Annotated in this window: 11 protein-coding genes and 1 pseudogene; 7 read left to right on the top strand and 5 right to left on the bottom strand. The window is 72.4% G+C overall.

Annotated elements, in window-relative coordinates; translation table 11 throughout:
* Positions 1-110: 110 nt before the first annotated feature.
* Complete coding sequence (locus ACFPZI_RS32895; protein ID WP_381370836.1) at positions 111-695, bottom strand: hypothetical protein; 585 nt, start codon at positions 693-695, stop codon at positions 111-113.
* A 567-nt stretch (positions 696-1,262) separates the two neighbouring features.
* Between ACFPZI_RS32895 and ACFPZI_RS32890 the strand changes: the two genes are divergently transcribed.
* Positions 1,263-2,780 (top strand): glutamate-cysteine ligase family protein, encoded by a 1,518-nt coding sequence (locus ACFPZI_RS32890; RefSeq protein WP_381370835.1) that lies wholly within the window; start codon positions 1,263-1,265, stop codon positions 2,778-2,780.
* Between the two features lie 179 nt (positions 2,781-2,959).
* Complete coding sequence (locus tag ACFPZI_RS32885) at positions 2,960-3,760, top strand: CPBP family intramembrane glutamic endopeptidase (protein WP_381370834.1); 801 nt, start codon at positions 2,960-2,962, stop codon at positions 3,758-3,760.
* 62 nt (positions 3,761-3,822) lie between these two features.
* Here ACFPZI_RS32885 and ACFPZI_RS32880 read toward each other — a convergent pair whose 3' ends face one another.
* Together ACFPZI_RS32880 and ACFPZI_RS32875 are read right to left on the bottom strand one after the other, a co-directional pair.
* Positions 3,823-4,686, bottom strand: coding sequence for a PhzF family phenazine biosynthesis protein (locus ACFPZI_RS32880; protein ID WP_381370833.1), 864 nt, complete (start codon positions 4,684-4,686; stop codon positions 3,823-3,825).
* 91 nt (positions 4,687-4,777) lie between these two features.
* Positions 4,778-5,209: a VOC family protein gene (locus ACFPZI_RS32875; protein WP_381370832.1), complete on the bottom strand. Its 432-nt coding sequence runs from the start codon at positions 5,207-5,209 to the stop codon at positions 4,778-4,780.
* A gap of 181 nt (positions 5,210-5,390) precedes the next feature.
* On the opposite strand from ACFPZI_RS32875, the gene ACFPZI_RS32870 reads away from it, so the two are divergent.
* Positions 5,391-6,014, top strand: a complete 624-nt coding sequence (locus tag ACFPZI_RS32870; protein WP_381370831.1) for a PadR family transcriptional regulator — start codon at positions 5,391-5,393, stop codon at positions 6,012-6,014.
* 184 nt (positions 6,015-6,198) lie between these two features.
* Here ACFPZI_RS32870 and ACFPZI_RS32865 read toward each other — a convergent pair.
* Positions 6,199-6,627 (bottom strand): annotated as a pseudogene (locus ACFPZI_RS32865) (SRPBCC family protein).
* A gap of 235 nt (positions 6,628-6,862) precedes the next feature.
* On the opposite strand from ACFPZI_RS32865, the gene ACFPZI_RS32860 reads away from it, so the two are divergent.
* The 3 genes from ACFPZI_RS32860 (at position 6,863) to ACFPZI_RS32850 (ending at position 9,765) form a co-directional block, all read left to right on the top strand.
* Positions 6,863-7,402, top strand: coding sequence for a Clp protease N-terminal domain-containing protein (locus ACFPZI_RS32860; RefSeq protein ID WP_381370830.1), 540 nt, complete (start codon positions 6,863-6,865; stop codon positions 7,400-7,402).
* A gap of 141 nt (positions 7,403-7,543) precedes the next feature.
* Complete coding sequence (locus ACFPZI_RS32855; RefSeq protein ID WP_381370849.1) at positions 7,544-8,557, top strand: EamA family transporter; 1,014 nt, start codon at positions 7,544-7,546, stop codon at positions 8,555-8,557.
* A gap of 251 nt (positions 8,558-8,808) precedes the next feature.
* On the top strand, positions 8,809-9,765 hold the full coding sequence (locus ACFPZI_RS32850; protein WP_381370829.1) for a DMT family transporter: 957 nt from the start codon (positions 8,809-8,811) through the stop codon (positions 9,763-9,765).
* 133 nt (positions 9,766-9,898) lie between these two features.
* Here the strand turns inward: ACFPZI_RS32850 and ACFPZI_RS32845 are convergent, their stop codons facing one another.
* Positions 9,899-10,588 (bottom strand): pyridoxamine 5'-phosphate oxidase family protein, encoded by a 690-nt coding sequence (locus ACFPZI_RS32845; protein ID WP_381370828.1) that lies wholly within the window; start codon positions 10,586-10,588, stop codon positions 9,899-9,901.
* Positions 10,589-10,623: 35 nt separating this feature from the next.
* Here ACFPZI_RS32845 and ACFPZI_RS32840 point away from each other — a divergent pair, with 35 nt between their 5' ends.
* Positions 10,624-11,961: an aminotransferase class I/II-fold pyridoxal phosphate-dependent enzyme gene (locus tag ACFPZI_RS32840; protein ID WP_381370827.1), complete on the top strand. Its 1,338-nt coding sequence runs from the start codon at positions 10,624-10,626 to the stop codon at positions 11,959-11,961.
* Positions 11,962-12,100 lie beyond the last annotated feature (139 nt).

The following is a 12,100-nucleotide window of genomic DNA, read 5'->3' as shown; positions in this document are numbered from 1 at the left end:
GTTCCGGCGAGGGCGTGCCCCGCCGCCGGAGGTCCGGCGGCGGGGCACGGAAGAACGAGGTGCGGGAGAGGGAGGGGTGTGGAAAGGGTGCTCGCGCGAGGTGTGAGGCGTCAGGCGGGTGAGCCGAGCAGCCGGTCGGGCGTGACCCGGTGGGTCAGCACCGGGAGGAGTTCGGCGGCCCGGTGCGGGCGGTGGGCCGCGATGCCGGGCGGTGCCGGGGCGAGCGGGACGAGCAGGTCGGTGGCTGCCGGATGGCCGCTGGCGCCGTCCGCGGTGCGGTCGCCGTGCAGCCAGAGGGTCAGCATGTAGAGGCCGGGTACCGACAGCAGCCGGGGCTGGTACGACTGCGGCAGGGCCTCGGCCTGGCGCAGGGCCAGTTCGGTGGAGGCGATGTAGGGGCCCTCGAAGAAGCGGGAGAAGGTCCAGCCGTCGGGGGTGAGCACGGTGTCCGCCGCGGCCACCGCCCGGTCGCCGCAGCGGATCAGGAAGCGCCAGCCGGCCAGTCGCGTCGCGGACACGCCCTCGGCGGTGACCCGGTCCAGGACGTGTACGGGCAGCGGCAGTTCGGGCGAAGCGGTCCCCTCGGCACCGAGGAGGGAGGGAGTTCGGGCCTCGCTGAGCGCGGTGGGAGAGGAGAGTGCGGTCAGGACGGAACGCAGTGCGGGCGCGGGAGCCGGGGGGACATGCAGGGGCATGGTGGGTCGCCTCTCATTCGAAGGCACAGTGACGCGAGGGCGGGGCGGACGGCGCTGTCAGCTCGCGAAGGCCGGAAGGCAGGGGCCGGGGGGCCTGAGTACGAGAGGTGGGGGTGAGGAGTGCCGCACGTCACCTCGTCGCCTGGATCACTCGACCGTGGGCGCCAACCTTCTGCCTTGTCCACGGAGTTTATACGACGCGTGTTCGGAGTACGTTTCGGCTAGCCGTTTTCGACCCGCGGAACAAGGGTACTTCTGGACGATGAAACGGGGGAATTATCCCGATTCTCAGCCGGGCATACGGCGATGACCTCGATAAACGGCCGCGTAGTGGTAGGCCTATTGTCGTCGGCGTTTTTCACGAGTTCGCCGTCGCCTTGTCACGTAGGTTGTCGGCCATGTGCCGGCCATGCCGCGTGAATGTGCCACTGGTCACCTTCGATCAGCGTAGCGGCCGACAGTTCACTTCGGGGCGTTATCGATCGCATCCGCTGGGCATCCTCCACTGTGGACCGGGACCCGGCGGCCGATCATCGGACCGCCCATCCGAGGAGGAGGGAGGCTTCGATGGGGGAGAAGGTCGTGGCAGGCGGGTTCGACCTGTCCGATCGCCAGCGCTACCGCGACAAGCTCCGCAGGTGTCTGACGGGTTTGGAGCGACTTCTGGCGGAGAAGCGGTTCGACCGACCCAGGAACCTCATGGGGCTGGAGATCGAATTGAATCTCGCGGGTGCCGACGGGATGCCCAAAATGTTGAATGGACAAGTCCTCGAGCGGATTGCGAGCCGCGACTTCCAAACAGAACTCGCCATGTTCAACCTGGAAGTCAACATAGCCCCACACCGTTTGGACGGTCGGGTATTCGACCGGCTCGCCGAGGAGCTGCGCACCTCCCTCGCGTACGCGGACCGGAAAGCCGCCGAGGTGGACGCCGGAATCGTGATGATCGGCATTCTGCCGACGCTGGACCGCGACGACCTGGTCTCCTCGAACCTCTCTGCCGTCGACCGCTACACCCTGCTCAACGACCAGATCGTGGCCGCCCGCGGGGAGGACTTCAACCTCGAGATCGAGGGGGTGGAACGCCTCAGCTGTACCTCCAAGTCCATCGCGCCGGAGGCCGCCTGCACCTCGGTGCAACTGCACCTCCAGGTCACCCCGGCCCGCTTCGCCGACGTGTGGAACGCGGCCCAGGCGGTCGCCGCCGCCCAGATCGCCGTCGGCGCCAACTCACCCTTCCTGTTCGGCCGTGAGCTGTGGCGCGAGTCCCGGCCGCCGCTGTTCCAGCAGTCCACCGATACCCGTCCGCCCGAGCTCCAGGCGCAGGGAGTGCGGCCGCGCACCTGGTTCGGCGAGCGCTGGGTCGGCTCGGCGTTCGACCTCTTCGAGGAAAATCTGCGCTACTACCCCGCACTCCTGCCGATCTGCGACGACGAGGATCCGCTCGACGTGCTGGACCGGGGCGACACCCCCTCGCTCGCGGAACTCGTCCTGCACAACGGCACGGTCTACCGCTGGAACCGCCCGGTCTACGATGTCGCCGACGGCGTGCCCCACCTACGGGTGGAGAACCGGGTCCTGCCCGCCGGGCCCACCGTCGTCGACGTGGTCGCCAACGCGGCGTTCTACTACGGCCTCGTCCGTGCCCTCGCGGAGGACAGTCGCCCCGTGTGGACCCGGCTGCCCTTCGAGGCCGCCGCCGCCAACTTCGACGCCGCCTGCAGGCACGGCATCGACGCCCGTTTCACCTGGCCCCGGCGCGGGCGTTACGGGGGTACGGCCGAGGTGGACGCGGTCACCCTCGTACGCGACGAACTGCTGCCGCTGGCCGAGGCGGGACTGGACGCGTGGGGCATCGAACCCGCGGACCGGGACCTGTACCTCGGTGTGATCGAGGAGCGCTGCCGGCGCCGTCAGAACGGCGCGAGCTGGCAGGCCGCGACCTTCCACCGGGCGCTGGACGGGGGCCTGTCCCGGGAGGCGGCGCTGGCGGCCACCACCCGGCACTACCGTGAGCTGATGCTGCGGGGCGATCCGGTGCACACCTGGCCCGTGGGGCTGCCGGAGCCGGTACCCACGGGCTGACCCCCGGGCGAGCGGGCGGGCGCGCCCCGGGCAGCCGCAAGGACGGCCGGTCGTGGGCCGCCGACTGCACGGTCGGCCGGGGGATCGTACGGAGCCGACGGGCGCGGACCGCCCGTCGGGTGCGCGGCCGGTGCCTTCATACTGAACCGATCGGACGGATCGGTGATCTGGAGGCAGGTGTGCAGGCGGAGGCGGGCCCGGAGGCCGATGCGTATCCTCAGCGGCGGCTCACGCGGAAGACGCTCCGCGACGAGACGCTGCTCGTGCTTGCGGTGTCGCTCGGCGCGAGCGCGGTGTCCGCGCTGATCAGTTTCGTCGGCTCGGCCACCCGGCCGGGCGGTCTGAAGGACCAGGCGGCCACCCTCAACGGCTCGGCCGCACCGGGCCGTCCCTGGCTCGACCTGGCCTGGCAGCTGTTCGGGATCACCAGCGCGCTGGTCCCCGTCGCGCTCGTCGCCCACTTCCTGATCCGCGAGGGCGCGGGGCTGCGCACCCTCGGCTTCGACCGCACCCGGCCCTGGTCCGACCTCGGTCGCGGGGCGGCGGTCGCGGCAGCCATCGGCAGTAGCGGCATCGCCTTCTACCTGGCCATGCGTGGCCTCGGCTTCAACCTCACCGTGGTGCCCGAGGCGCTGCCCGAGGTGTGGTGGAAGTTCCCGGTGCTGATCCTCTCGGCGATGCAGAACTCGATCCTCGAAGAGGTCATCGTCCTGGCCTATCTGCTGCGCCGGCTCGAGCAGTTGGGCTGGTCACCGGGCGCCGCGATGGCGACCAGTTCGGTACTGCGCGGCTCGTACCACCTCTACCAGGGCATCGGCGGGTTCATCGGCAACATGGTCATGGGTGTGGTGTTCGTCCACCTCTACCGCCGCTGGGGCCGGGTGGGGCCGCTGGTGGTCGCGCACACGCTGCTCGACATCGGGGCGTTCGTGGGATACGCGCTGCTCGCGGGCAAGGTGGACTGGCTGCCTACGGCGTGAACCGATTCGGGAAGGGGGCGTGCGGTGGTGCCGTACGCCCCCTTTCGTCCCCGGGGTCCGGCTCAGCCCGTCGGTCCGCCGCGGCTCGGGGTCCCGACGCTCGGCAGTGCGGCACTCAGCAGCTCGCCTTCGATGACGGTCACCGCCCGTCCGCCCAGCAGGGTGCGCTCGCCGCGCAGTTCCGTACGGACGCGGCCCGAGCGGGGTGAGGCCTGGAGGCCGGTGAGAGCGGTGCGGCCCAGGCGCTCGGACCAGTAGGGGGCCAGCGCGGTGTGGGCGCTGCCGGTGACGGGGTCCTCGTCGATGCCGACGTTCGGAAAGAAGCAGCGGGAGACGAAGTCGTAGCCCCGGGACGGGTCCTGTGCGCGGGCGGTGGCGATGACGCCGCGCTGGGAGAGGGCGCCGAGGGTCTTGAGGTCGGGCCGCAGGGCACGGACCGTCCGCTCGTCGGAGACCTCGACCAGCAGGTCGCCGACGTTCGGGCCGGTGTCGAAGGCCGTGAGCGGCTCGGCCCCCAGGGTCTCGGCGAACCCTTCGGGGAGGGTGAGTGGAGTGAGTGGGGCCGTGGGGAAGTCCAGGGTCACGGAGCCGTCCTCGGCCGGCGCCGCGACAAGGACGCCACTGCGGGTGGCGAACCGGACGGGGCCCTCGTGGGAGCCCGTGGTGTGCAGGACGTGGGCGGTGGCGAGGGTCGCGTGGCCGCACAGGGCGACCTCGGCGGCGGGAGTGAACCAGCGCAGCGCCCAGTCGGCGTCCGCGCTCTCGGGCAGCGGGTGCGCGAAGGCGGTCTCGGCGTGGTTGACCTCCAGGGCGACGTTCTGGAGCCAGCCGTCGTCCGGGAACGCGTCCGTGTCCAGGAGCAGGACTCCGGCGGGGTTGCCGGCGAAGGGCCGGTCGGTGAAGGCGTCGACGATTCGAATGCGCATCCCCCGACGGTAGGGCGTGGGCGGAGCCGCAGGCCAAGGCCAATCCGTAGACACCGGACCGGATTCCCGGCGCTGATCCGGTGGCCGGCCCTCAAGGAGCCGAGGAGGCCTCGGGCCCAGGGGGCGGTGGCGATGGGACGAGGTAGTCCGCCCGACCCTCGTCGTCGAGCTCGAAGGGGCCCTCGGGGATGATGCAGAACTCATTGCCCTCCGGGTCGGCCATCACCAGGAAACCGCCGTCCGCGTACTCCTTCAGCCGACGCCCGCCGAGCGCCTCGACCCGCTGCTGCTCGGCAGCCGGGTCCGGTGAGGTGATGTCGAAGTGCATGCGGTTCTTGCCCGACCCGGGCTCGCTGGTCCGCTGGAAACCCAGACCCAAACCGTTCTCGCGTCGCATCCACACGTAGGGCCCCGTGCGGCCCACGACCGGGCGGCCGAGCAGCTCGGACCAGAACGCGGCGAGCCGCTCGGGGTCAGTGGCATCGACGATGAGGGCGTTGAGACGCAGAGGTGAGTCGGCCATGCGCTGATCCTCCCAGGGACAACAGCACGGTCAGCCATGTCGCCGCCGGTTCCCAACCCTGCGCCCCGCGTAGCTACGAGACAGAGCAGTCGTCGTGACGGCAGGGGGTTGCCATCACCAGTCTTCCGATATATCGTTGAGATATCGCGACAGATCAACGATGGAATGGAGAGTGGTTGCGATGCGTACCCATGGTTTTGAGCATGGGCATGATCGCGGTGGTCCGAGGGGTGGCCGGGGCGACTTCGACAGGCTGCGGGCCGCATTCGGGCCCTTCGGCCCCGGCGGGCCGGGTGGCCCCGGGGGTCCCGGCTTCGGGCACGGCCCCTGGGGCGGACGAGGGCGTGGCGGGCCCAGGGGGAGGGCGCGGCGCGGCGACGTACGGGCATCGATCCTCGCCCTGCTGAAGGAACGGCCGATGCACGGCTACGAGATGATCCAGGAGATCGCCGAGCGCAGCGGAGGGGCGTGGAAGCCCAGCCCCGGCTCGGTGTACCCCACCCTCCAGCTGCTGGAGGACGAGGGGCTGATCGTCAGTGAGTCCGAGGGCGGCAAGAGGCTGTTCGCGCTCACCGACACCGGTCGCACGGCGGCCGAGGAAGGTCCCGAGGCGCCTTGGGAGGAGGCTTCTCGTGGGGTCGACTGGGAGGCGCTGGGCGAGATCAGGCAGGCCGGGTTCGGCCTGATGGAGGCCTTCGGGCAGGTCTGGAAGACCGGCAGTAAGGAGCAGCGCGAGAAGGCGCTCGCCGTCGTCAACGAAGCCCGAAAGAAGCTCTATCTCATCCTCGCCAACGACGACGACTGAGGTGGAGGGCCGAGGGCGGAGACCCGGTGCCTGAGGTGCCGGGCGGCCGGCCGGCGTGAACGTGGTGCCCCGTGGAGTGATCCGTGGGGCACTGTCGTGTCTGGGTCTGTGTTTGCGTGCTGCGTCCGTGGTGGGTGGTTTCGCACGGCGGATGAGCAGACCGGTCGGAGCGGGTCGGGTCGGGTCAGGTTATCAGGCCGTCGGGTTTGCGCAGCGACTCCTTCGGCGCCGCCGCGGCCGAGTCCTTGAGCCTGCCCGCCATCAAGGACACGGCGGCCCCCGAGAAGCGTGCCGTCGATGCGGACGGTCGTGGCGGTGCCCTCGGGTGCCAGGGTGTAGCGGGTGGTGACGCCGACCGCCATCGGGCCCGTGCCGCGGATGGCGAGCACGCGGGCCGGGTCGAGTTCCTCGACGGTCCGTTCGACCTCTGCCGGGAAGCCCGTCAGCCGCATGTTCTCCCGGAAGGTCACGCCCACGGCGAGGGGTTCCGGGCCGCCCGCGGGGGAGTCCGAGCGGGTGGCGTTCCGCTCGCCGTACGCGGGCCGGTCCGTAGGCGTACCCACGCCTTCGCGGCGGGTGCCCCGATGCGTGCCTCCGCGCTGACTTCGGCCATGTGGCCACCTCTTCGACTCGGACTGCGGAGGGCGCGGAAGGCAGCCCTGAGGGTCGCAGCATTCAAGTGATGAACCGTCAGGCATGTGGTGGCGTGGTGGGCTCCGAGAGGGAAGCGGGGCTGATTCTCCTTCCCAAGGAGGAGATTGCGGCCCGGCGTGTCCACTTCCCGTGGGACGGGAAGATGCTCCCCGCCGGGGATGCCCCGGACCCGCGGGGCTGATGTGGTGGGAGACGTGCAACACCGTATCCCCCGGCCGCCGGCCGGCCAGGCCCAGGAACAGGGCATTCACCGTGCGGAGCACGGTGCCGGACTCAGTGTGGAGCTGGCGGCGGTGGTCAGCGGTGCCCGCCGCAGGGCGGTCAGGGACGCGGACCGCCAGATCGACACCGCCCATCTGCTGCACTCGCTGCTGGAGTCCGACCCCGAGGTGTGCGCGGTCCTCGGTGAGGGTCCGCGGACCGCCCGGCTGCTCGGCTACCTGGTCCAGCGCAGCATCGGCTACGGCCTGCGCTGGCAGAGCGCCGTCGAGGGCTCCGGCTCCGCCCCGGTGATGGTGCGGACCGCCGGGTTCTCGCCGCTGGCGGCGGTCTGCCTGGAGTACGCCCGCGAACGCGCCGCACGTCATGGCGGGCCCGCACGCGGCGTGGACCTGCTCGCGGCGATCATCGTGGACCCGCAGGCGCGGGCGGTGGAGGTGCTCGAACGCGCCGCCATCGACTCCCGCGACCTGTTCGCCCGGCTCGAGGCATGGTCCGGCGGCCCCGCTCACTGAGAGGCCGAGAGCGTGGTGAGGGCCGGGCGGCTCCCCGCCGGCCAGCGGATTCCTTCCCGTCACCGGACCGTCGCGCCCCGCCGTCCAGCCCGTGAGACAGGTGTCATGGGGGGTGACGCTCCTGTCGGCGCCTGGCATCATGTGCCGGTGCCCACCTCTGCCAGCACTCGGAACGCCCGGAGCACCCGTGGGAAGGGCGTCGGGCTCGGCCTCGCGCTCCTGTCCGCGGTGGCCTTCGGCGGATCGGGAGTCGCCGCCAAGCCGCTGATCGAGGCGGGCCTGGACCCGCTGCACGTCGTGTGGCTGAGGGTGGCGGGCGCGGCCCTGGTCATGCTGCCGTCGGCCGTGCGTCATCGGGGACTCCTGCGCAGCCATCCGGCGCTGCTGGCCGGGTTCGGGCTGTTCGCCGTAGCCGGTGTCCAGGCCTTCTACTTCGCCGCCATTTCCCGTATCCCCGTCGGCGTCGCGCTGCTTGTCGAGTACCTGGCGCCCGCGCTCGTCCTCGGCTGGGTGCGGTTCGTGCAGCGGCGGCCGGTGACCCGGGCGGCGGCGGTCGGTGTGGTGCTGGCGGTGGGCGGACTGGCCTGTGTCGTGGAAGTGTGGTCGGGCCTCGGCTTCGACGTGGTCGGGCTGCTGCTCGCGCTCGGCGCCGCCTGCTGCCAGGTCGGCTACTTCGTCCTCTCCGACCAGGGCAGCGACCACGGCGACCGGGCGCCGGACCCGCTCGGTGTGATCGCCTACGGTCTGCTCGTGGGTGCCGCCGTCCTCACCGTCGTCGCCCGCCCGTGGTCCATGGACTGGTCGGTGCTCGCGGGCAGCGCGCGCATGGACGGCACCCCGGTCGCGGCCTTCGTGCTGCTCGCCTGGATCGTCCTCGTCGCCACGGTCGCCGCGTACGGCACCGGAGTGCTCTCCGTACGCAGGCTCTCGCCGCAGGTCGCCGGGGTGGTGGCCTGCCTCGAAGCGGTCATCGCCACGGTGCTGGCCTGGGTCCTGCTCGGCGAGCACCTGTCGGCCCCGCAGATCATCGGCGGCGCGGTGGTGCTGGCGGGCGCGTTCATCGCCCAGTCCTCGGCACCGGCCCAAAGCCCCGACCGCCCGGTGACGAGCGGGGGAGCCGAAAGGGAGTTGTCCACACCGGGAACGCCGACCTAGGGTGCTGATCATGCATGCGCGCGCACTTGTTCTTCCGCCGCCCGCCGTCCGAGGCGGGCCCTGAGCTCCCCGCGCCCGGCGCGCTGCCGCCGGGCGTCGTGGTGCTGCCCGCAGAGGCAGTCCGCGGGTCCCGCGAGACTGGTTCCATCCGGCCCTGATCCGGGGCCCCCATCCGGCCTTTCGCGCAGCGCAGGCACCCCTGCGAGCGGTGCGTACGCGCGCGTATCTGTGTGTCCCTGCGGAGAGAACACGTGTCGAACACCGTCTCCGGCCTGCCCGTCGGGCGAGGCCTGCTCTATCTGATCGTCGCCGGGGCCGCCTGGGGCACCGCGGGCGCCGCCGCGTCACTGGTCTACCGGACCAGTGACATGGGACCGGTCGCCCTCTCCTTCTGGCGCTGCGCGACCGGCCTGGCGCTGCTGCTCGGTGCCCGGATGCTGGTCCCGCGCGCCCGGACCGTCGTGACTGAGCCGCCGGGCCCCCGGGTGCGGCGGGCCGTGGCCACCGGGGTGGGGCTCGCCGTGTTCCAAACGGCCTACTTCGCGGCCGTCGCCGCCACGGGACTCGCCGTGGCCACCGTCGTCACCCTCGGTGCCGGACCCGTGCTGATCGCGCTCGGCGCGCGACTGTTCCTGGGGGAGCGGCTCGGCCGGGGCGGGGCCGCCGCCGTGGTGGGGGCGCTCGCCGGGCTCGTCGTGCTCGTCCTCGGCGGCGGGGAGACGACCGTGGGTCCGTGGGGCATCCTGCTCGCGCTCCTGTCCGCGGCCGGCTACTCGGCGATGACCCTGCTCACCCGGTGGTGGGGGCGGGACGGCGGGCTGGACGCCTCCGGCACGACCGTCGGGGCGTTCGCCGTCACCAGCGTGCTGCTGCTGCCGTTCGCCGCGGTCGAGGGGCTGGTGCCGTACACCGGCGATCCCGCTCTGCTGCTGTGCCTCCTGGTGTACGTCGCCGCGGTCCCGACGGCTCTCGCCTACGGCCTGTACTTCGCGGGCGCGGCGGTCGTACGCTCGGCCACCGTGTCCGTGATCATGCTTCTCGAGCCGGTGAGCGCGGCGGTGCTCGCAGTCGCCCTGCTCGGCGAGCGGCTCACCCCTGCCATGCTGGCCGGCACCCTGCTGATGCTCGGCTCGGTTGCGGGGCTCGCGGTCGACGAGGCGCGGGGCGCGCGGACCGGGCGGGCGCAGGGGGATACGGCGCCGGCGTGACGGCGCAGGCCCTCAGGAGAGGGCCCTTCCTGGGGGAAGGGCCCTCTCCTGAGGGAGGGGCATGCCCCTGTCCTCGGCAGTCGCGGCCCTGTGACGACGTCCGGCGCGCCCCTTCCGGGGCGGCGGCGCCGCGTCACAGAGCCGTCAGGTACTCCGGCGGTTCCGTTCCGGTGGGCAGGGCGGGGTCCGCGAGCGGGGTGCCGTACGTGCGGGTCAAGGGGACGACGCCGGCCCAGTGGGGGAGGGCGAGGTCCTCCGGTTCCTCGTTCACGCCGCCGGTGCGGAGCTTGGCGGAGACCTCGGTCAGATCGAGGCGGATCACCGCAGTGGCGGCCAGCTCCTTCTTGTTCGCCGGGCGGGAGTCGGCGGCGCGGCCGGGGACGACGTGGTCGACGAGGGCGTCCAGTGCCTGCCGCTTCTCCTCGGGGTCGGTCACGTCGTACGCGAGGCCGTGCACCACCACGGAGCGGTAGTTGATCGAGTGGTGGAACGCCGAGCGGGCCAGCACCAGCCCGTCCACGTGGGTGACGGTCAGGCAGACCGGCAGCCCGGGGTCGGCCAGGCCCGCCGCGCGCAGCGGGCGCGAGCCCGTCGAACCGTGCACGTAGAGACGCTCGGCGACCCGGGCGTACAGCGTGGGCAACACCACCGGGACGTCGTCGCGGACGAAACCGAGGTGGCAGACGTAGCCCTCGTCGAGAATCGCGTGCACCAGGTCCCTGTCGTACGCGGCACGGTCCGGGGAGCGGGTGGGGACAGTGCGCTCGGTGGGCCGGTAAGAGGCGGTGTCGGCGGGCTGCTGCTGCGGCCGGGGCGCTGACATGGTGTTCTCCATTGCACTAGTGCACAATTAGCTTTGTGCTAGGAGATTATCGGATCACGGGTCGGCGTGCCGCGGAGATTTCGGCGAACATCGAGGGCGCGGTGGGCGAAGGGGCGCTGCGGCCGGGCGAACTGCTACCGCCCATGCGGGAATTGGCGGACCAGCTCGGGGTGAACCCCAATACCGTCGCGTCCGCGTACCGGACCCTGCGCGAGCGAGGGGTGATCGAGACCGCGGGCCGTCGGGGGAGCCGGGTGCGGCCCAAACCGGCCACCACGGCGCGCGACGCCGTCCGGGTGGAGGTCCCGCGGGGCGTACGGGACCTCTCCGACAGCAACCCCGACCCCACGCTGCTGCCCCCGCTGGCCGAGGCCTTCGCCGCCGCGGCCGAACAGGGCGACCGGGAACCGGTGCTCTACGGGCACGAACCAGTGGAGCCCGGCCTGGCCCGGTTCGCCCGCGCCGGACTGGACGCCGACGGCGTCCCCGACGGCCCCGTCACCGTGACCTCCGGCGCCCTCGACGCGATGGAGCGGGTGCTCGCGGCCCACCTCAGGCAGGGCGACGCGGTGGCCGTGGAGGACCCCGGATGGGGCAGCGTGCTGGACCTCGTCCCGGCGCTCGGCCTGCGGACCGTGCCGATCGGCGTCGACGACGAGGGGCCGCTCCCCGACGACGTACGGCGGGCCCTGACCGGCGGGGCACGCGCGCTGATCGTCACGGACCGGGCGCAGAACCCGACCGGTGCCGCACTGAGCGCGGCGCGCGCGCGGGCCTTGCGGGCGGTGCTTGCGGACCACCCGGAGACGCTGCTGATCGAGGACGACCACGGGCATCACATCGTCGACCTCCCCCTGCACCCTCTCGCCGGCCCCACCCGCAGCTGGGCCTTCGTCCGCTCGGCGGCCAAGGCGTACGGCCCCGACCTGCGGCTCGCCGTGCTCACCGGGGACGCGGTCACCCTCGACCGGGTGCGCGGACGGCAGCGGCTCGGGCCGGGCTGGGTCAGCCGCACGGTCCAGCGCGCGGTGCTCCGGCTCTGGACCGGCGGCGCGGTGGACCCAGTGGCGGTGGCGGCGCAGTACGGGCGGCGCCGGGACGCCCTCATCGGGGCGCTGGCCCGGCAGGGGATCACGGCGCACGGACGCAGCGGCATGAACGTGTGGGTGCCCGTGCCGGACGAGACCGGCGCCGTCGCGCGGCTGCTGCACGCGGGCTGGGCGGTGGCGCCCGGCGCCCGCTTCCGGATGAGCACCCCGCCCGGCATCCGCGTCACCGTGTCGACGCTCACCACGGACGACATCGGGCCCCTGAGCGAGGCCATCGGCGCGGCGATCGGACCGGAGGCGGGGGAGCCGAGGACGTACGCCTAGTGCAGGGTTCCTCTTTCGGGGCGTAGGTTGGTGGGGATGCTGGTTCGAGTTGGTGGAGGCGAGCCGCATGCCGAAAATCCTGCGGGCGCGTCCGGCCGCGGATGCGGCCGAGGAGGAGAAGGTCCGCAAGCTGGCCGGG

It is taken from the genome of Streptomyces chlorus, assembly GCF_042655885.1.
GTDB classification, from domain to species: Bacteria; Actinomycetota; Actinomycetes; order Streptomycetales; family Streptomycetaceae; genus Streptomyces; species Streptomyces chlorus.
The sequence above is the reverse complement of the archived record's forward strand: the minus strand, read 5'-3'. Positions and strand labels throughout refer to the sequence as shown.